At 64.2% G+C, this 21727-nt stretch carries 9 protein-coding genes; 1 reads left to right on the forward strand and 8 read right to left on the reverse strand.

The genetic code is table 11. The features are described from left to right. Positions 1–89: 89 nt before the first annotated feature. From ACOAMO_RS05630 to ACOAMO_RS05665, 8 genes are all read right to left on the reverse strand, one after another. On the reverse strand, positions 90–551 hold the full coding sequence (locus ACOAMO_RS05630) for a hypothetical protein (protein WP_420176608.1): 462 nt from the start codon (positions 549–551) through the stop codon (positions 90–92). 81 nt (positions 552–632) lie between these two features. Continuing rightward, the gene (locus ACOAMO_RS05635; protein ID WP_420176609.1) at positions 633–806 is read right to left on the reverse strand and encodes a hypothetical protein; all 174 of its coding nucleotides are present in this window, start codon (positions 804–806) and stop codon (positions 633–635) included. Positions 807–1026: 220 nt separating this feature from the next. Further along, positions 1027–3306: a UvrD-helicase domain-containing protein gene (locus ACOAMO_RS05640; RefSeq protein ID WP_420176610.1), complete on the reverse strand. Its 2280-nt coding sequence runs from the start codon at positions 3304–3306 to the stop codon at positions 1027–1029. After that, positions 3303–9680 carry a DEAD/DEAH box helicase gene (locus tag ACOAMO_RS05645; RefSeq protein WP_420176611.1) on the reverse strand — a complete coding sequence of 2126 codons (6378 nt, stop codon included), beginning with the start codon at positions 9678–9680 and terminating at the stop codon, positions 3303–3305. The genes ACOAMO_RS05640 and ACOAMO_RS05645 overlap by 4 nt, the downstream gene beginning before the upstream one ends. Continuing rightward, complete coding sequence (locus tag ACOAMO_RS05650) at positions 9673–11748, reverse strand: DUF262 domain-containing protein (protein ID WP_420176612.1); 2076 nt, start codon at positions 11746–11748, stop codon at positions 9673–9675. Before ACOAMO_RS05650 ends, ACOAMO_RS05645 begins: the two co-directional genes overlap by 8 nt. Before the next feature lies 1 nt (position 11749). After that, on the reverse strand, positions 11750–12715 hold the full coding sequence (locus ACOAMO_RS05655) for a 5'-nucleotidase (protein WP_420176613.1): 966 nt from the start codon (positions 12713–12715) through the stop codon (positions 11750–11752). Then, positions 12712–17403: an Eco57I restriction-modification methylase domain-containing protein gene (locus ACOAMO_RS05660; RefSeq protein WP_420176614.1), complete on the reverse strand. Its 4692-nt coding sequence runs from the start codon at positions 17401–17403 to the stop codon at positions 12712–12714. The genes ACOAMO_RS05655 and ACOAMO_RS05660 overlap by 4 nt, the downstream gene beginning before the upstream one ends. Positions 17404–17405: 2 nt before the next feature. Next, positions 17406–20279: an SNF2-related protein gene (locus ACOAMO_RS05665; protein WP_420176615.1), complete on the reverse strand. Its 2874-nt coding sequence runs from the start codon at positions 20277–20279 to the stop codon at positions 17406–17408. 208 nt (positions 20280–20487) lie between these two features. Between ACOAMO_RS05665 and ACOAMO_RS05670 the strand changes: the two genes are divergently transcribed. Next, positions 20488–21687 carry a homing endonuclease associated repeat-containing protein gene (locus ACOAMO_RS05670; RefSeq protein WP_420176616.1) on the forward strand — a complete coding sequence of 400 codons (1200 nt, stop codon included), beginning with the start codon at positions 20488–20490 and terminating at the stop codon, positions 21685–21687. Positions 21688–21727 lie beyond the last annotated feature (40 nt).

The raw sequence follows: 21727 nt of genomic DNA on the forward strand, positions 1-21727 counted from the left end.
CAACATGGGAACCTCTGGTTCGGAATCTGGCTCCTGCAAGAACAGGCCGGGTAGTCTCGTGGCTACGCTCTGGAGCGAGATCCCTCTCCTCAGAGCCTTTCGATCCCATCGCGCAGAGCAGGAACAAGCACTACCAGCTGTTGCTGTTCTGGGGCGAGGGCTTCGGTCTTCAGGAAGGGGGCCAAACAGGTCTCCCGGATGTGTGGGTGGTTCTCGGGTGCCGGACACATCAGGATGGCCAGGAGGCGGCAATGCCTACTGGTGATGGGGATCGTCCAGACCCCTGGCATGACTGGCGTTGCCAGCTTGGTGAGCATCTCCGTCAGCACGGCCTCGATGATGGACTTGGCTAAGACGGGGGTCCAACGTCGACCGGAGAGATCCATTCTCCCCAGTAGTTCCTTTGCTAAGTGTTCGGCCAAGATCTCTGCCGATTCCGCAGCGAATGACTCCCAGTCATTCAAGAGATCACCCAAGGTTGCCAAAACCTCGCACCAGAAGTGATCGGCGACCTGGGAGCACTTGGATACCTCATTGTCGAGTGCCGCCACCAGAACTACGGTTGCGCTCTGGATCGCGGATCGTAGCCCTGTCAACCCTTGCAGGGTCGCGCGGTCGCGTGGCTGACTGAGCTAGTCGACCAAATCGACGTTGCAGGCGACCTTGGTGGCCAACTTGATGTCTTTCTTGGTCAGCTGGAACGTGATGGACGATTTCCGTCTGCGGCGCGCGCGCTGCTGCAGCTTGTCCAGCCGTTCTTCGAGGAGCTTGGTGGAGTGTGCGCGCTCGTTGTTTGCCTTGCTCATCCGGGGATCTGAGAGCGAGACAGTGGTCAACAGCCAAGCCCAGTCAATGCGTGCGGTGCCGTGCAATGACCCGAGGCAGAAGTGGCATTCGCAATGGCTGCCGCGGCAGCATCCGCAACTTCCCGACAAACAATTGGACAAAGTCAACCTCCAAGCCGCTCTGCTTAGAATTTCATGTATAGAAAAGACTGTAGCTGTTAGAGGGAGAAAGATAGTTGTGTCATGTTTGCCGCGGACTCAACTCACTGGCTTCCCCGCTCCACGTGACCACCAGCTCGTCGCGGGCACGTGACGCGGCCACGTAGAGCAGCGACCGCTCTCGCAGCAGCGCGTCCTTGAGCTCGTCCTGCGAGTAGTCGAAGTCCCGCAGGTTGATGGGAATCGAGCCCTTGGAGACTCCGAACAGCAGCACCTTCGTGAACTCGCTTCCCTTGGCACGGTGCATGGTCATCACCACGGGAGTCCCCCCCTTCGGCTGGTCGCGGTCGACAGCTCGCACCGTAACGCCGCGCTCGGCAAATCCTGCGACGACGAGGTCACGTTGACGGCCGTCGCGAACTAGGACGGCGATCGTCTCCTTCTGGGCGATCTGCGGATCCTCCAGCCAGCGAGTCACCGTGGCGGCGGCAAAGTCCAGCTCCTCGGTGAGGTTTGCCAAACCCTTCAGGACGGGTTTTGGGCCCGTTCGAGCCGATCGGTAACCCGCCGTGCTCTCAGCCTCGGCTTCGAGATCCTGGTACTCGCCGCCGTCGAGAACCGAGACGGCGTAGTGCAAGTTCTGGGCGGTGGTGCGGTAGTTCAACGTCAGGCGCCGAGAACGGCCCTGCACCGAAATGCCGAAATGCTTGAGTGTGATCTTGTTGCCGTAGATCCGCTGGTGGCTGTCCTCCGCAATGAAGAGGTCATTAGGGCCTTCGGCCACCAGAGCACGAAGCAGCTGCCAATGAGCCGGCGTCATGTCCTGCCCCTCGTCGACGAGTACATGATCGGCCAAGCGACCCTGTCCTGCCTCCGCCACGGAATCAAGATAGGCCGCGGCAATGGTGGCGATCTCCTGGAAATCGAGGCTCCCGTCAATGTGGGAATTGCGCCGGTACGCCTCCACCACCTGCCACACGGCGGCACGCTCTGTGCGGCTGAGACGGACTCCACGACCAGGGCGGCGAACTCGCAGATAGTCGTCCTTGGCCGTGATCCGAGCGGGCAGGACCACCTGGGTGTATTCGGCTTCGAAGAATCGAGGCGTCTTCAACGCGGCGGGGAGCTGGTCGCCGAACTCGTTGATCGCTGTACGCCAGGCCTTGGTTGAGTCGGTCAGTTGTCCGACGTCGATGCGGCTCGTACCCAGCACCGCTTGTGACACTGCCGGGAGCTGAGATCCAGCCTGCCTGAGGACTTGGCGCGCGATGGCGTCGATGCCGCCGATGTGGGCGCCGGGCTGTCCGAGACCTGCGGCATGGGGCAACGTCGGATCGAGCCGGCGAAGGTCACGGGAGAGGGCTGTGGCCAGGTTGACGGTGTACGTGGTGACCACCACCCGTGCAGCTGGGGTGTTTTCCAAGAGCGCCTTGGTGCGGTGCAGCACGACGACAGTCTTGCCGGTGCCAGCTCCGCCGGAGAGACGGAAGGAACCGTTGTTGTGCTTGCTCGCCCACTTGGCCTGCTCTGGGTGCAGGAAGACGCGCCAAGCGCCGAAGTCGCCGCCCTCGATGACTCGTCGCAGCTCGTCCACTCCGTCGATCGGAGCGAACTCGATCCGCGACGACGGGTGATTGAGCCGCTCGAGCATGTCGTCGTCGGTCAGCGTCTCGATGCGCTCGGGCTTGCTGCTGGACTCGAGGCCAAGATCCTCGAGGATCTCGTGGACGTCCATGCCCGAGGCGAGCCCGACCAGCGCCAGGCCCTGCCACTCATGACCGTTCGTGGGCAGAGCCAGTAGCTCTTCCTCCGAGCTGGCCGTCACAGCGCGGGCGGCGAGACCCTCGGGCAGGCCCAGCACGCTGGCCAGCTCGGATTCCGTTGCCCGGATCCGGAAGGCCTGCGCCGAGCCAGCGGGCGCCGGCTTCGGGGCGGGATCCGGGTGGGCGGCAGGCTCCTGGGGGGCCGACTCGGGAGCAGTGACTTCCAGAACTGTGACCTGGGGCGCAAGCCCCGCCTTGGCACGCTCCACCTCGACGTCACGGATTTCCGGCATGCCGTTGATCGGGTTGACCGTGAGCACCGCACGTTGCGCGATGTTGATGGCTTCGTCATGGTTCCAGATGCCGTGCACCACGTAGGTGATGCTGTCGTCACTGGTCAGCCGGAAGAGGACCGCTCGGTACTGCTGGTCGACTCGTCCGGTTCGTACGCGCGGGTCGGAGGAATTGTTGATCGGTTCGATGTGCAGCCCCGGCGTGGTGTCGTCGGTGCTGAGCTTCTCGAGGAAGGTGAAGGCCTTCTGCTTGATGGAGCCGTCCAGCTTGTTGCCCTGCTTGGACATGATCAGGTTGATGCTCATCTGTTGCTCCCTTCCAGAGCGGCTTGAATCGCGGTGGCTGTCGGTTCCACCAGACGCCACCCCTCAGCTGCCAGGTCCTCGGCGTCACGTTCGTCGTACGTGAGCGTGACGGCGATGTGCCGGTCTGGCCAGGCAAAGTCGACGGGGATGAACTGCTCTCCCACTTCTTCACCCACCAGTGCCGGTGCAGTGACGCCCAGCTTGGACAGTTCTTCTGCGAGATCCTCCACCGCGGGTTCGAAGTCCGCTTCCAGGACCGTTCGCCACGCGTCACTGATGTCGAGTCGTCGGGGCGCGCTGGAGACGCTGGCCTGTGCTCCTGCAGCGCTGGTGGCCACGATGGTGGTCTCGAGATCGATCGGTCGGAACATGAGGGCATTGGACAGCTGCAGCCAGGTGCGCCAAGCGTCGCGGAAATCATGTTCGAACAGTGTCTCTTGTCGATCATCAAGGGCGACGGCGATGTCCATGTGCGTGGGGGAGTCGGGTCGGCGTCTGGCAAGCACTCCCACAGGACCCTGTCGCCACCACCACGACAGCCTCTGGCCGTCGACCTGACCGTCCGCACCCTGGGTCAGTAGGGCGTTGGCCACTTCACTGAGGCTGCCGCGCTCGGGGACGGAGGGAGTGGTGTGCTGGGGAATGAAGGCTGGCAGTGCGCGGGCGAAGCGGCGCCAGGCGTCGGGGTCGGGCATCTGGATCCATGCGGCGAGCATTGCCATCGGCCCCTGCTGTACGGCCTGGGGGACGGTCTGGTTGAAGCCGAACAGCTGGGTCAGGCCTGGCAGGAGCTGGGTGCTGAACCATGAGAGCTCCGGGGGTTGGTTGGCCGAGAAGGCGTCGAGGTCGTGTGACGTGACTGCGAGCACCTCGTGACCTGCAAGGCGTAAGAGGTGACGCTTCTCGGCGTCGTCGGCGATGCGGTTGTGCGCGGGAGTGGCGTGGAAGGCGAAGCCGTCGGTGAAGATGGCAATGCGGGGTACAGGCCGGTTCGCGGTGAGTACGAAGTCGGGTCGGCATCCTGCCAAGGGCACCTGGGGTTCCAGCTTCCACTGGGCATTGCCCAGCCGCAGCTCGATCACATTGCCCCAGTCGGCCGGTCGCTCCGTGACGGTGGCACCGATGCCGGTGGCCATGCGGGTGAAGGCCTCGCGGAAACGTAGTTCCAGGTGTGACTCGTGGCTCTGTCCGGCGCTGAGTTCGTGGGTGATCTTCCAGTCCATGTCGTCGGGCTCGTCGTCCCCTGTGACTCCGCTGCCCAGAATCGCTCGCAGGTGTCGCTCCGCGGTGCCCCGAGAAACCCGGTCGACGTCCTGGGGCGCAGCCAGCGGAAGCAGGCACCGGTGGCAGGCCAGACGCTGCTCATGCTGGCACTCGCAGTCGCGCACGGTGCGATAGGCCCGCAGCAGGAGATCCCAGAGATTCTCGGGGCCGCCGAGCTCCGCCAGATAGCCGGTGCCACCGGGCACGGTGTCGTGAAGCAGCAGGGCCGGGCGGGTGCCGCCGTCACTGCCCGGAGCATTGACCACGGCAACTCCGATGTGGTCTGGGGAACCACCGAACTGGTCCCGCAGACCGAGCAGCAGGGCGGCCTGCAGGCTGGGCAGCGCAAAGCTGTCACCGGTCGTGACGGTCCACGGCAATGGAATGACGACGCCCTGCGTGGTGAGCGTCCGGGACAGGGCGATGCTGCGCACATGCTCGTCCGGGTCGCGCCGGAAGCGGCACCATGGGCGATGCTCATCCATGGAATTTGCCCGGGCGGAGTTGTCGATGTGACCGCAGCCTTCACACACTCGGAACAAGCTGGACGCCACGTCATCACCCGCGATCTTGCGCGGTGTGGCCATGGTGCTGCGACGGCCCACATTGAGCCACTTGATGGTCAGACGGGTCAGGTACTGGGCGCCGAAGTCGTAGCCGTCGACGAACCAGGCGTTCTTGACCTCTGCCTGGTCAATGTCGGCGGCGGTGACGATGGTGAACCGGGTGCGCTTGCGGTCGTCGGTGCGGTCGTCGATGCGCGACTCGTCGCGGCGAATGGCGGCCGAGGCGCGGGTGAGTTCCACGACGTCGAGCCGTTGGCCCATGTCGCGCATGCCCTGGTCTCCGCACCGTGGGCAGGCGGGCGCCACGCGCTCCCGACCGGTCTCGGCGAGGTCCTGCGCATGGCCGCAGGCAGGGCAGAAGGCCCATGGACGAATGCCGTCGGCCTCGGTGCCCAGGTCGACGGCGTCGATCTCGATCTCCCAGCCCTTGGCGTAGAAGGTGGCTCCGGGCGCGAACTCCCGCAGGGCCTGGGCAGAGGGCCGTTGAATGTCGTAGGGCTCGGCCATGTACTTGCCCTCTTCGGGGTCGAACCAGCTCACCTCCACGTCCAGGGTGGCTGCGTCGCCGAGCAGGGTGTAGTTGGGCAGCAGCCCGAACTCCTCCAGCACGGAGATCCAGTACTTGCCGGTGAGGTCCTTGATCCGGGCCCGCGTGAGTTTCAGTGCGGCATAGGCCGTCTGCAGCGAACGCTTGTCGTCCTCCGAGGCGGCAGCCACTTCAGCAGCCTGCTGCAAGGCCGGGATCGAGTTCTGGATGGTCATCACACGGTGTTCCAGAAGCTCTTTGCTGCTGCGCCACCGGTCGGACGCCTGATGGACTGCCAGCGCCAAGGGACTGGTGTGTGGTCCTTCTTGGGGCAGGGTCCACAGCCGCAGACTTTCCCGGGAATCAGCGCGGAGGTGGGCCCCGAAGGCGCGGGTGAAGCTCGCCCAGAGTTCGTCGGCCGAGCCTTCGGCCAAGTCGATCAGATCACCAAGGAAGGTGCCAGTCGCCGCACTCTCCATGGCGGCGCGGGCACTGCGCGGATGGTGAGCGTCCACCTCGTCCCGAGCGAAGCGGTCCACCAAGTGGGCCAGATACTGCCGCTGCAGGATCTCTTCGGCACTCAGGTAGATGGACGGCGGCCGGACGGCTCCGTTGATCAGGGACGACGGATCTCCCAAGCGCGGAAGGAATTCGCCACGTCCGGTGACATAGGCCAGGTTCAGCGCATTGCCGGTCTGACGTCCGGCGCGGCCGATGCGCTGCAGGTAGGAAGCAACGGTGCGGGGCAGCGATGCGAGGAAGACCGCGGACAGGTCGCCGATGTCGATGCCCATCTCCAGGGTGGGGGTGGCCACCAAGGTGTTGGGACTGTTCGGGTCGCTCTGGCTTGCCTTGAAACCGTCCTCGTATTCCAGCCGGGTCTTCGCATCGAGCAACGAGGTGTGTTCGCGGGCGACAATCCGTCGCATGTCGCTGCTGGTGTACAGGCGCCGGTAGAAGTTCGTGGCGTCCATGGCCGAGGGCGAAAGACGCCCAGTGCAGCGTGCGTAGAGGCAGGGTGCGCCGTCCAGCTGCTGGACCGCCGCCAGCGAGGCGGTGAACTGGCCGTGGCACAGGTCGCACTGCAGTTGGTGACGTGCGGCGGTCAGGTCGTCGTCGCTGGTGGGAGTGATCAGTACTCGGGTGGGGTCGATGGCATAGACCACGGCGCCGCGCTCGGTACGGGTGGCTCGCAACACGAAGTCGCGGCCAAGGCGGTCCAACAGCGCGCGCACCAGCCGTGCACCGTGCTGCGGAGGCACGCCCAGGCAGCGACCCGTCCATCGGGCGTACCAGGCCTGGGAATCAGTCACGGTGTCGAGCAGCGGATCCTTGCCCACTCGTTCCCCGCCCACACGGGGGAAGGCGGGGGCGGAGCGGCCCTTGGGGAAGGCGGGCATTCCTTCATTCTTGGGGCGGCCTCCCCAGATGGCCCAGCGCTCCCCGTCCTTCTGGATGTACTTCTCGAACCAGCGATGCTCAATGGATCCCTGGATGCGCATGTGTTCCAGCACACCTCGCACCCACTGGGTGAGGACTTCGTCGGGGAGTTCCGCCAGGTGCTCGTCGAGCTCCTGCTGGTCGTCGCCATTGACCACTCGTCGTGCAGTGGTGGCCATCATCGCGGGGGTTCCGGCATCGACGTGGACGCTGAGGGAACCGGTCTGTTCCAGCGTGCGGCCCACGCGTGAGTTGAGACCGAATTCCAGGGTGAGGTCGAACAGCAGACGCCGCTTCACCTTGTTGCGGACGGCGCGGCTCACCGAGGCCTGACGCTGGGCCTGCCAGAACTCCGCCATCTTGGGGTCACTGACGAACTCATTGGGCAGTAGCCGGTAGCGGCGGAAGGCATCGTCGCCAGCGCGACTCAGGATGCCGTCGGCGAGCTCGTCGAGGTTCAGCTCGTCGGGGTGGTCGGTGAAGGCGTCGCGCATCACGGAGCGCATGGTGAGGGTGTGTGAACGGGCCGCGACGAAGCCGGCGCGATGGGCGGCGTCCTGCACGCTGTCGGTGAAGACCAAGGCCTTCTTCTCGGACGCGTCCAGTTCGCCAGATCCGAACAGCGACGAGAGGCTCACCGAGAGGAGGGTGGCGATGGCCGAGCCCAGGAAGCGGATGCCGTCGCGCTGCTGGCAGCTGGGGCAGGTGTCATTGCGGGAGTCGTCTGAGGCGTCGCGCCCGGAGTGCATCAGGACCGGCAGCAGACGGCCGTGGCGGTATTCGGCGTCGTCTTGATCGGGAAGGTTGGCTGTGATCTCCCGCTGGTTCAGCGACAGCCAACGCAGGCCCTCAACCGATTCGCCGGTGGCGGCGCGGGCGGCTTCGGTGGGGGCACTGATGAGAGCGCGGAACTGGCCGGTCTTGGTCAGGTGGTTGGCGCGGATGTTCTTGTCCGAGGCCGACAGGCCGGTGCCCGTGGTGGCCAATTCGATGCCCCACCCGGAGCGGCCACAGTGCCGGCAGTAGATGGCGGGGAAGGCGGTGTCGGCGCTCCCGGCCGTCGCCTCGTCGGTGGCCAGTGGTACCAGGGCGCCGTCGTCGCTCCACTGGTAGTTCACGGCGCTGGAGGCAACGCGGTCGATCCGGCTGAGTTCACGCACCCACAGGTGGGTCTCCACACTCGCAACTCCGCGTCCAAGCCTGGCGCGCAGGTGGCTGAGGGCCGCGATCAGCTGGGTGATGAAGGCTATGCCCTTCTCCCGGCTGGCTTCGTCGGTGGCGGGGGGCAGGAGACTGTCGGCGATGTCATCGAGGTTGGTGGCTCGCTCGGTGTGCTTGATCAGTTCGCGCACCATCGGCAGTGCCTTGAACTGCGCCAGCTGCCCGGCCGCAGTGACGGCTACAGGGACTGTGCGGGGTGAGCCTGCGTTGTCGGTGGTGCGTGGCGTGAACAGTTCGCTGATCAACGTCTGGCAGATGGTGGCGCCGTTGGTCTGGTCTTCCAACCGTGTGACGAGTTCGGAGAGCAGGTCGAGTGTGGGAGTGGTGGGCTCGCAGTCCGCTGGCGCGGCGGCGTCGGCGAACCAGTCGTCCAGGCTGACTCGTGATTCCGTGATGACGCAGGATTCGTCGAAGTCTTCGCCGAAGATCTCGCTGGCAAAGCTGACCATCTCCGACGAGTCGCTGCCATCGCCCAGCGTGGCGGATGTGCCAACGGGGGTGATGAAGCCAAGTGGGCGGGCCAGGTCCTCGTCGGTGTGGCTGCCCGGCTGCCAGTGGCTCTTGAGAGTGAGGCCAAGGCGGCGCAGCAACATGGCGACGTCTGTGCCCTGGGCGCCGTCATAGGTGTGGAATTCGTCGAGGACGACGTATTGCAGGCTCTCTGCACTCTGCTGCCAGAGGCGGGCATCGTCGGCGCGCAGCAACAGGTGGTCGAGCATCTTGTAGTTCGTGAGGATGATGTCCGGTGCTTGGCTGCGGATGATGTCGCGGCTGGTGATCAGGCCGTCGGCGCTCACTGTGGTGCGCTTGGGCCCGTCCTCGCCGGTGTACAGGGCGGCGGTGATCCCGGCGTACGGGTTGCTCGAACCATCCGACGGCTGTTCGGTGAGCATCGCGGTGAGGCGCTGTGCCTGGTCGTTGGCGAGCGCATTCATCGGGTACAGGATCAGCGCCTTCGTGCCGCCCGCCGTGCCGCTGCGGCGGGCGCGCAGCACGTGGTCGAGGATCGGCACCAGGAAGCACTCGGTCTTGCCGGAGCCGGTTCCGGTGGTCACCAGTGTGGGCTGGGGCCGTCGATCGCGGCTCGACAGGCGGCTCCACGCTGCGGCCTGGTGGCCGTACGGCGGGAAGGGCGTGTTGATGATGTCGAGTGCCTGCTCCCACCCGTCGGCTGCCGGGGCGAAGGGCAGGCGCGTGCGCACATACGGGCCCTTGAAGATGCCGTCGGTCTGGTGCTGCAAGAAGTCGTTCAGGGCACTGCGAGCATCACCATCGGCCAGCGCGAAGGTGGTGGTGAGGTAGTCGAGCAGTGCGGTCTGGAGGACTCCGGCCTGACGGGTGGGGAGCAGCTCACTCATCGGTCGTCGTGTCTTCCTCTAGCGGGTACAGGTGGAAGAGGAGGTCGTCGGTCTCCAGCCCCATGCCGTGGAAGAGGTTGCGCATGATGCCGACCTTCGAAGGCGTGCTGCTTTGGCAGTAGACGAGCATTCCCGGGAGAGCCTCTGTGTAGAGATACTCGTAGCCCGCGTCTGGATGGTCGTAACGGATGCCTCCGCCGGTGTGCCGTGCCCCTTGACGGAAGGCCACTGCATCCTCGTCGTGCAGGTGCCGCACCAGCTCGAGCAGCGCCTGCTTCCAGCTGGACACCGGGTGCACCACGCCTTGGAACTCCCACGCCTTGATGACTCGTCCCTTGAAATCCTCGTCCTCGCCGAGAGGGACTGCATCGGAGGAATTGGCGGGCGGACTGAAGGAGTTGGTGGGGGTGGTCCAGATCCGCGAAGCAATCTCGACGAGTTCCTGAGTTCGGGCTTCCATCTGCCCGAGCCCCCACCGCTCGGCGTTGGCGATCTGCTTGTTCACCCGGTAAGGGGAGTGGGCGAATCCTTCTTCCGCTTCCCGCTTGGCCTGGAAGGATCGATTCGAGTACTCGGAGTTGTACCCGGTGACGGTGAGGTTGCCCAGCCGGTGGAGCCAGTGCTCGTGGATCTCTTCCGCATGTGGCCCGAGTTCGTCCTGCCACGCTGGGGTAAGCGTCTGGGGCATCACATGTTCGATGCTGATCTCGCCCAGTGCCAGGCGATTCGCGATGTCTCGGACATCCTTGGACGTCCCATTCTCGACGGACTCCCAGAAGTAGTTCCGCTGCTGCCCCGCAATGTGGTACATGTCCTTGCTGGCCAGGGATTCAGCGAACTCTGAGTCGCTGGGGAAGGTTCCGGTGCCGCCGCGCTTGGTGACCATGTAGGCGAAGACGTCCACGAAGGACGCGTCGGCAGTGACGTGCTTGGCGGTTTCACGGTGAAGCAGGGCGAAGATCTTGTTCAGGGCATTGGTGGGATAGCCACAGACCCAGCGGCGCGTCAGGTAACTGTCGACTGTGGTGAGGATCGAGAGGAAGCTCTCCCCGGTGATGTCCCCGGCACGGTAGTCACGCATGATGAGCATCAGGAAGGGATAGGTGACCTGCCGATCGACCAGGTTGTAGCGGCGCAGCAGTCGGTCGACGTGAACATCTCCGGTTGTGGCATTGCGCAGGTCTCGGTAGTGGTAGGCGAAGTCGCGCATGTCGGCGAGGACGTCAGCAATCGGACGTTCGCTCTGCAGCACGTGACTCTTGAACTCTGGGTACAGGTCGTCCTTGCGGGGCGTTCGGCCCAGAACCGCGGTGAGGTAGTGCCGAATGAAGTCGGAGGTTTCGAAGTTGACGGCCACCTCCATGCGGTTCCAGCAGTCCTCGTAGAGGCGGTCCTGCTCCTTTCGGGGGAGCCCCATCAGGACGAAGTTGCGGATCAGGTCGGCTTCAGTGAGTCCGCGGCCGGTGGAGTTCAGGCTCTCGAAGATGAGTTGGGCATCGTCTGCATCGTCCAGCTGAAGGCGCATCACCTGCAGCTTGCGGGCTGCCTCGAAGAGGCCCTGTGGGCTGATCTCCGAGGCCTGGATGCGCTTCACCAAGTAGTTGAAGTTCGCGGTGACATTGGAGTTCTCGTCGTGGTTCGCAGCGCTGTCGAACAGCTTCTCGTAGGCGGCTGCATCTGCCTTCACCGGCTTGAGCTTGAGCTTGTAGCCGCTGGCGGCGAACTCCGAACGCAAGAATCCGTCCTCGATGCGTCGCCTCAGACGATCATCTGGCTCGACCAAGCCGGTGGCGAGGGCGTGATGCAGTGCCAGGAAGAGCAAGTTGACGGTGGTGAGGCGCTGCTGCCCGTCGATGATGGTGGATTCACCAATGGCGCCCTCCACCTTGTACACGATGGAACCGAAGAAGTGGTTGGGCTTGTCCTTGCGGACCACCATGACGAGATCGTCGAAGAGCTGGCGGCAGTTGTCGATGTTCCAGTCGTAGTTGCGCTGGTACACAGGGATGACGAGGCAGGTGTCGTCCCCGCTGAACATCTGGACCAAGGGTTGGAGCGAACCTTGCATGTCAGTCCTCCTGCTCTGAGTCGGCAGCTGCCGTCGATGCGGCGCTCGGTGCTGTCTTGTTGAGTTCTCCGAACGGGACGTAGACCGCTGGTGCGGAAACCCCCTCGAAGTGGCGCTGCTGGTCGTCGAAGAAGATGTGGGGTTTGAGGACGTTGAGCACCGTCGACTTTGGTAGCCCTCCCAGGAAGAAGGCATCATCAACTTGGAGCCCCCAGCTCATCAGGCTGCGAATTGCGCGTTCGTGGGCGGGCGCGTTACGGGCGGTGACAAGGCTCACGCGCAGCCTGCGCTTGTAGTCCCGGTCCTGTTCAACGGCCTTGTCTTCCGCCGTCTGGATCTTGTTCACGGCCTGCAGGAACTTGTACAGGGGACCCGGAGTGAGCGGAATCTCGGCTCGGGATGCCTCGTGGCGCTGGTACTCCTCCATCCCTTCGGATTGGTACACCTGCTCGGCGGAGTCATCTGCCAAGACACCATCGAAGTCGAACGCGATGCGCAGGGACTCACCCTCGTGATCCAGCAGAGGGCTGCTCGTCATCACTTGGCCGGCGGGTTGCCCCGCTTCGATGGCATGGCGGACATCGGCTTCGTTGGCCGACAGGAAGAGGGACATGTTGAAGGCTGACATGAAGTCTTCCGCGCCGAGGCCACGACGGAAGATCGCTCGAGAGATTGGAAGATCGTGGTGCTTGATCGAGTCCATCACCCTCAGCCCAGAAGCTGGGCTGTTGCGTGACATGACGATCACTTCGACGAGGTTCTCCTGGAGTGCGTTCAGCCCTAGGAGGCGTTGGATGAAGGGAAACGCGATGCCGGGCTCCAAGGGATGGTGCTGGTTCTCCGCTTGGAACTCTTCGTATTTGACGACCCCTTGCTCGCGGAAAACGCGATCGCTCTCGGAAAGGTCGAAGAGTGCGCTAGAAGCGACGCCAACCACCAAGGATTCATTCAGGTCCGGGGTGCTCAACTCTCACTCCCATTCATCACCGCAAGGCGGCGCTCGAACTCGGCGTAGGCGACGCGCATGTCATGCTCGCGGTCGTAGGTTCGGAAGGGGAGCTCGTACACGTAGGTGTTGCCCGCCTCGTTGGTGTGGGTGCGCTCCTCCTCGGTGATTCGGTCACCCTTCTTGCGCCAGGTCACCAGAACGGGGTTGGGGACGATGCGACCGTTCGCGTCGAAGGTGTACTTGTCGTGGTCGTAGCCATAGAGGACGGCGAACTGAGTGCGGTAGACGGTGCAGAGCTGGTCGGCCGTGACGCCCAACATCAATGCAACTAGGGCATCGATCTCCACCAAGGCCTGACGGCGGTCGGCGGCACGCCGGAGTGGGGTCGCGGCAGTCCATTCCTCGCCGACGGCGCCCAGCTTGGTGAAGACATGGTCCGACGAGGTCCAGAAATCCGTCTGGAACGAGGGGTCGTAGACCTCGCTCCAGAGGTCGGCGTACGCGTCGGTAACGCAGTTGAGACGCAGAGTGCGCAGACGCAGCGCGTAGTTGAGAGGATGCTGGGCGTCAGGGGCGGCAAGTCGATTGAAGACGCCTTGGTAGATGCCGCTCTTGGGTGCAGCCCGCACAGAGAAGTCAAGCAAGAGGCTGCTGGTGAATCCTGCGGTGCTGACTAAGGTGTGTACGGAAGCGCCACCCACACAGAAAACGCCGTTCGGATGGGCGGCGCCCGGTGGGATGAGGGCAGAGATCAATGTGCGTTCGCCCGTGTTGGCGGCCATGGCCCGCCACGCGAGGCGATAGGAGCCGCGGGCGGGGACCCCGTCCCAGTGGGTGTAGTCGCGGTCGTACTTTGCCCGGTCGCCGGCGGGCTTGTAGGCCGTGACGGGAATCGCGTCCGGAGCCAAGGTCTCGAAGTCGGTCTCGGCCCAGTCCTTGTTGGACTTCATTGATGCTCTGGGCGTCTTGTAGATCGGGGTTCCGACGAAGAGATGGGGGCCCTGGAGGATGACATCGCTCCATGAGCCGGGCATTCCCCAGTGCTGTTCGAAGGATCCGTTCGCGCGGTCTGTGGTCTCGTTCCAACCAGCCGAGAATTGCAGGCCCAGCTGGCCGAGGCGAGGCCCATCCGACAGGGCGACCAAGGCCGCGGCCACCTCACGGTTCACCGTGTAGAGCATCCGTGTGGCGAGCGGCTGTTGAAGATCTGGGTCGAGGATGTCACGCCATGTTGCCAGTACCACTGCTGTGACTCGCTCGATGCGCTGGGCGTGTGGCCGCTGGTCCCAATGCCCCTCGTGCTTGAAGCCGGGGGGCGGACCTTCGCCATTGTGTCGTAATGAACCAACGACTGTCTCAGGTTGATAGAGGTTACTCGCCTGCATGAAACTGATCGCAGAACGCTTGAGGCCGTATATATTGGTTCCATAGGTCACCAAATTGTGAACCTCATCGAACAGCTTCAGGTCGTTACCAAACTGCCAATGGCGACGCAGTCGTGGATACGTAGCAGCGCGAAGCATCCCTGCCTTCTCTTCGGTGAAGTGGGACTCCGGGTGGAGCAGACCGATCATCCCTCGCCTGGACTGATGGTTCCATGATGAGGCCATGAAACAGCGGTAGAGATCGGGGCGGAGACCATCCAGTTCGGGGTAGTTTGTCGCGGAGCCCACAAAGGACCGCACTGCCACGATTTCGCTGTCCGCAGCTGCCACCGAGTCAGGCAGTCTCGGCAACGAGAGAGTGGCCTCTCGATGGGATCGCTTTTCTGTTTCTGAGGGCTTGTCTGTGAGCTGCCACCACGGGTCCCCCTCGGCCAGCAGCGCGTCCACGTCGCTGTCAGGTCGAACCCACGGAGGATTCCCGACCTGTAGGTCGAAGCCACCACGACCGAAGACGGGCGCGAAGTGCAGTGGCCAGTGGAAGAAGCCCTGCTCCTCAGCAACCCGTTCACACACCCGCAGCCATGGGTGCAGGTCCAACGTCGCGTCGATCGACTTGGCGTTGGCGCCGGCCAGAGTGAATGACTCCTGCTCGGCCAGATACTCCCACTCATCGGCGGGGCTCATCACCTCGTCGGTGGAGTATCGCTTCTTGCTCGCCTTCTCGGTGACCGCGGCGCCCAGGATCATCTCGCAGGCGCTGATCCAGGCGGCCCAGCTCGGCGGGGTCACCTCATCGCCCGTCAGCGGCCAGAACCACAGGGCACACCACGCGTCCATCACGCGCTTCAGCCGCTGGAAGGCGCCGCTGGGGTCCGCCAGCGATTCCTCGATCTGTTCCCGGGTGACCACGCCGGCGTTTGCTTCGGATTCATGGCCCCAGACCGGGATGGCACGGCGAGACTGCTGCTCCGCCACCATCAGGCGCCGAAGCGCCATCGTCCACAGCTCCTCTACCTGCACCGCAATGGCCTGCAGCGTCTTGACCTGCGCTGCGGTCGGCTTGGTCTTCAGCCCCTTGCGCCAAGTCTTCACCGAGGCAACCCGCTCAGGTACGAGCGCCTTTGCCTCCTTGGAATCGGCTGTCGCGCCCCAACCATCCGCAGGAAGGAGGAAGTGGTGAATGCGCCCATGGGCTGCCGTCGGTTCGGTGCTGTTGCTCCGGATGCGTTCTGCCAGGTCCATCAGCGGCAGACTTTCACCCTGTTTGCCCAACCACGCCTTCGTCTTCACGTCATCGGCCGTGTACAGCTCACGGCGGGCACCGATCAGCGAGTTGCCGCGCCGCAGGTGCAGGCCGAACCATGGCGCCTGCAAGCCGGCAGCCATCGTGTCCAACCACAGCGTGATCTCGGCGAACTCCACCGCCGTCGCATTCAGGTCAACGCCATAGACATTGTGCAGCGCGATGTAGGCCTTGGCCCGCTGCAGCTCAGTAGGGTAGTTCTCCGGCGCAATTCGCTCGCCCAACTCCTCCTGACGGCGGCGCAGGTACTCCTCGGCCATCTGACGCGTCGCCTCAATGGCGAAGGCGCCCGAACCCAGGGCGGGCTCACAGATGCTCATGCTCAGGATGTCCTCGGCCGGGGTGGTCTCGCCGTCCTGGTCGAACAGCTCCTCCAGCGCCTGCCCCACGGTGAACTTCGTCAACACTTCCGGCGTGTAGTACGACGCCGACTGCTGACGGGCACGGCCAGAGAGACGGTAGACGAACTGGCCCCGCTCATGAATCACCGGGCGGTCCTCACCGGTAACAGGATCCTTGCGCGTCACGAAGTCGCTCGCCGCAATACCCTGGGCGCGACCTACCGGCACCACCCAGGAACCCTTCTCCGGGTTGCCACCACGAGCCACCTCGTAGAGGTCTTCGGTGGCGAAGAAGCCGGTGTAACTCATCAGGCCCTCGTAGACGGCGCCCAACTGGTTGATGCCCAGCTCCACGTAGCTGATGAAGCCCCGGTCTCGGCCCTTCTGCTCCTTGCTCAGCAGCAGCCGCTGCAAAACGGCCTGCAGGGCCTTGTTGCCCAGCCCGGTCTCGGAGATCAGCGCGATGGCCTCCGGCCGAAACAGGTCTGCGCGGAGTGAGTGGAAGACCAGCGCCTGGTCGTCCTCGGAGCTGGCGGTTGCGGGGGCACTGGCTGGGTCATGTCCTTGGTCGACCAGCCGGAAGAGCACGTCCAGTGACTCGTAGAAGTGCGTGCCCTGCTCAGCCTTCGGCCCCGACAACGTGGTGAGGGTGAGCTCCCGCAAACGGTCAAGGCTGTACCCCGCGTCGTACTCCGGTGCACCCGTGGGCAGCACGCCCAGCTCGGGTGAGGCCTCCGCGTACAGCAGGAACAAGATCCGGTACAGGAAACGCAGTGACTGGCGAGCCAAGGTTTGGGCCTGGTTGGCGGGCAGTGGCGGCAGGCCCTTCTGCCGGCGTCGAGCCACCACCTCGTTGGCGATGATCTCGATGCTGCGCCGCACTCCTTCACGCAGATCCTTGCTCACGCCGACGGTGTGCTTCACCGACTGTTCCAGAGTCTGCGACCACCACACCTGCCCATCGGCATCGGGAGCCAGTGAATCGGCATCCAGACAGGTGAGCATCCGTTCCAGCTCACCGGCCTGACGACGGTCATTTCGGTCGCACACGGCCTGCAGGTCGATCGCCAGGTAACGGCCCTCGGCCCACCGGGCCTGCTCCGTCAGCAGCGCGAACCGTCCCGCCAGCAGCAGGATGAACTGCGGAGCGTCGTCGGCCAGGAAGACGCGTGAGATGGCTCGGGTGGCCAAAGTCTCGGTGGTCTTCTCATCCAGTTGCCACGGCTCCAGCAGTCGCAGGGGGTGTTCCTCGGCCTTGGCGAAGACGTCGTCCACTGTGACGGCGGGCAGCGCCTGCACGATGGCCAAGGGGGCATCGGTGGTGACGCCGGGGGTGTTGAACCACGTGATGGGGCCTTCGGTGCGGGTCGAGAACTCGCCCGAGCGATAGCCGAACACGGTGAGCAAGCGGTCATGCACCGCGGCGACCGCGTCGCGGTCGGCACTGGCCCGGGCCTCCGACGCGACATCCACATCGGAATAGAGCCGCGCGATGGCCACCGCCAACTCACCGCGAGCGGCAGTGAACCGGTCTCGGGAGGTCTCATGCTCGGCCTGGTCCCACGCCTTGCGGCGCTCCAGGATTCGCCCGCGGAAGGACTCGTTGTTGGCATCGGAGCTGAAGTAGTGCTCGCTGAGGAAGTCCTCACCGACGATGAACGCGTCACTGATCGGCATGGTTAGCGGTTCTCCTCAACGTCAACGGCATGGTCATGGGGCAGCACGAGCAGCAGCGGCCGCACCAGCCGCTGGGTCGGCGCCATCTCTGCAATCAACGCCTCTTCCTGGCTCACCGAGAGGCAGCGTTCCTTCAGGTCGAGGCGCTGTGCCAGCTCATTGGCCTGCTGCTGCCACTGATGGGTGCGTTCGCTCCAGGCCCTGATCCGTTCCCGTGCCCCCTGCTCGGCAGCCTCCATCTGGACACTCATCTGGTTGTTCGCAGCCTCCACACCATGCGGTACCAGCGCTGCGAAGGACTCAAGGGTGGCGCAGGCTCCGGGGTTGACCATCTGGGGGCCAAAGCCCACCCGCTCGAAGAGCAGGGCCGGAGACTCAACCACCTCGGCCATCGCGAAGGACGGGTTGGCCGGGTTCGGGAACTCCACCGAAACCCATGATGCTGCGACGGTCTGACCGCGACGATTGGTCAGGGTGCCCACCAACAGCAGCGTGGGATCCGAGACAGCGCCGCGCACCACGAAGACCTGGTTGCGGGCCAGGTTTGCCAGTGCGCGATCGGCAGCCCAGTCCAGCACTGGATGCTGCGGACCCAAGTAGAGCGCTTCCGGCCATGAGGAATCCGATGTGTCGCTCAGGGCCGCCTCCAGGAGCTGCTTGCCCTTCTGCTTGCTGGTGGCCAGCAGCAACCGGTCCAACACCTTGCGGTCTGCCAAGTAGCTCTGTGGCAGCACCTCCAGCCGATGTTTCAGGTCAGCCGGCGGCTCGAAGGCAACCAGTCGCTCGTCGGGCATCTCCTCCCAGCGGACGCCACCAGCCATGCCGTCCTTGCTGGGTGCCGCCTCCGGCGTGGCATAGGCCGCAATCAGCGCCTCGCGCAGGAAGTCGACACTCGACGGGTAGAGACCGGTGGAGGCATCGTCTTCATGAGTTGGGGCTGCCGGGGGAGTGGCCTGGCCGAGCTGGGCGAACAACGCTGCCAAGGGATCAACCTCGGGCCGTGTCACCGTCGCGACGCTCTTGACGGTCTTGTCCAGATCACGCCGGCCCGCGAGCACGCGCTTGATCGCTTCTTCCTCGCGTTCCACTGAGTACTCGCCCATCAGGGAGGCAGCATCGCCCAAGGCGGTATGCGCCTCATCCTCCTTCTCGAGCAGGCGGTGGAGCACCCGAATGTCGCCCGAGAAGTCCTCGGCCGAGGGACTCAGCAGCAACGAGGTGATTTGCGGCGAGTGCTTCTGGCCGTAGCGATCGATGCGGCCATTGCGCTGCTCGATACGAATCAGGCTCCACGGAATGTCGTAGTGCACCAGCTCATGGCACTGCTTGTGCAGGTTCACGCCTTCCGAGGCGACGTCACCGGTGACAAGCACTCGAATGGGCGACGTGGTCTGCTTGAAGCTGTCGACGATCTGCTGCTGCTCGACGTCGGTGAGGCCGCCATGCAGGATCGCCACCTGGTCCGGCTTGAAGCCCTGCTCGTCGACCAGACGATCGCGTACATAGTGCAGAGTGGGCACACGTTCGGCGAAGACGACCGCGCGCTCGGTACCGTTCTTCTTCACCCCGATCTGCTTCAGATACTGGGCGAGGCGGTCGAACTTGCTGGAGCTGGTCCACGTGGCGTCGTTGAGCTCCTGCAGGCGTGCGAGCGCCTGCGCCTCGGTTCGGACCTCATCGCCCACCGCCCCGTCGAGCTTCTTCAGACGCTCGCTCAACGAGGCACGGAGTGCTGCCGGGGATGACAGGAAGGCCTTCGCCAAGGTCCATGGGAACAGCGTGCTGACCTGGCCCGAATAGGGAGACGTCCCGTTTTTGGGATGCAGCCATACATCCGCGAGTTCTTGGGCCAGTGCGTCCTCGGCGGGTGAGGCCTCCACCAGGAAGTGCTGCGGGGGCTTGCGCTCCGCCCAGTCGGACCCCACCACACGGGCCACCTCGTCGCTGTTGCGGTGACGCCGAACAACCAGGCGCTTCACCTCATCCGTGATCAGGTCGCCATCCGGGGTGACCGCTGTCGGTTCCAACAGACGGACCAGCTCCGCAAAGGACGACTTGTTGCCGTTGTGAGGAGTGGCCGAAGCCAGGATCAGGGCATCGGTATTGGGAGCAAGAACGCGGGCCAGACGGTTGTTCTGGGTAGCGGAATTGGTGACATTGTGCGATTCGTCGATCACCACGGCATCCCAGCGGTGCTTGCGCAGATCACTGGCGAAACGCTCCTGCTTCAAGGTGTCCATCGAGATGATGACCCGATTGAAGTAGGTGAACGGATTGCGGGTGGCCGGCAGCTTCTGCTTGACGCGCTGCACCCCCACCGAGTCGAGGCGCACGAAGGGAATCGCGAATCGGCTCCACATCTCGTTCTGCATCTGCTCCAGCACGTGCCGGGGGCAGACGATGAGAATGCGCTCCCCACGACCCCGACGGATGAGCTCGGAGAGGATCATGCCGATCTCAAGGGTCTTGCCCAGACCCACGGCATCCGCCAGCAGGATGCGGGGCCGGAGTGACTCAGGGCTCAACGCCGTGCGCACCGCTGAGTGCTGGTACTCCAGCGGATCTGCCAGTGCCTGCTTCGAGACGGTGAGTCGCTGATCGGTAAGGGCCAACGGAGTCTTGCGAATGGTCGACTCCAGCCAGAGCCGCGCCTTCTGGTAGCCCGCGGAATCGTCGGCCACCAGAGTTGCGTCGCGAGGGTCCAGAGGTGTGATGGTGTCGAGAGAGTCGTAGAAGGTGGCAGTCGTGCCGCGCACCAGCTCGCTGAGCCCCTGCACCGTCACCAGCGCGCCGTCGCTGGTCTGACGCACCTGGGTGACCAGCCACTCCTCGTCGCGAACCACAACGATCGAACCTGGGACGAAGGTGACAGTCATGGGGGCAGCGATCTCTTTCCACGTGGGGGTTGACGCTCAGGCTAGCGGTTGAGGAATCCAAGCGGGCACTGCCTTCCTGACGGTTGTCTGAACGCGACCCATTCCAAGCTCCTGACCAACGCCGAAGCAACACGAAATGTCAGTGAGTCGCCCTAACGTGAGGGCTGTCGGAGCTTCCGACATCTGGAGCAGAGTATTGGGAGATCCCGTGACGTTCGAGGACGACGTAAATGTGACCCATGGTGCGCCGCGGCGCGCTGCTGATGAGGTTGCGGGCGGAGTGGCAGAAGCCACCAACGGCACCCTCGACAGCGAGGTCATGGATGCTGAGGAATGGCTCGACTGGTTCGAGGAACTGGACGACGCCTACAAACAGGAACAGCGTGACAAGCTCCTGATCAGCGGATTGGTGGCCGGGCTGACCTTGCAGGCGCTCGGCGATCTCTACAACCTCAGCCGGGAGAGGGTCCGCCAGATCACAGGACAGGCCGGTGTCAATGCTCGGGACCTCAAGATCAAGCGAGCCGAGCAGGCAGCCCGACGGGAGAGGCACCTGGCTCGCCGCGTCTACGGCATGTCCCTCAGCTTCCCAGAACTCGACGTTGACGAGATTGCAGAAGCCCTTGAATGCGACGTTCCCATGGTGTTGCGAGGTCTGGGCAATCGAAGGGGCCTCCACCAGAAGCTGGGTCCTGCTGGAGATTCACACCGGACGTCGGAAGCCGACCTGCTGGAAGCCCTTCGGCAGTGGGCGAACCAGACGACCCGCGCCACCGGGGATGACTTCACAGCGTGGGCCACGGGGCGCGGCATTCCCGGTAGACAGACCGTTTCGATCCGCTTCGGAACCTGGAACAACGCGCTGGAGAAGGCCGGCCTATCGCACTTGATCGCGACGCGAGGCGGGTCCAGACCGCATCTGGATGACGCCACGCTGTGGGCAACGCTCTACGAGTTCTTCACTTCTGACGCCGAGCACTTCACGGCTCAGGGTTACGAAGCATGGGTCCGGGGCAAGGACCGTGCCTCGCTGGCCACGCTGCGCAATCGCTTGGGCACTTGGAATGAGATGTGGCGGCGGACCAAGGAGCTGCTGCGATATGCGGCCAACCGTGACGGGACATGGGAATGGGCCGAGGACGTGCTGGCAATCATCCCAGCGGAGTGCGAACGCAAGATCGTCTCTCCCGAGCAATGTATCCAGGCCCTGCAGGACGTCGCGGCCCGCGTGCCAGGGGCGGTCACAGTGCAAAAGTACGAAGCGGTGCGGCGCGGGGGTCAGCCCGCTGCCATCGTCGTGCAGAACAAGTGGGGTTCCTGGATCCGAGCTCTCCACATGGCCGGCCTGGATGACCGGATGTCGGGCAAGGCCCGAGGCCGTGTGGCCCGCGGGGAAGTGGTCCTGTAGGCCCGGAAACTACTGGATCACTGCCAGAAGGGCCGTTCCC

Origin of the sequence: Luteococcus struthionis, from assembly GCF_048595755.1 — a bacterium.
Classification (GTDB): domain Bacteria; phylum Actinomycetota; class Actinomycetes; order Propionibacteriales; family Propionibacteriaceae; genus Luteococcus.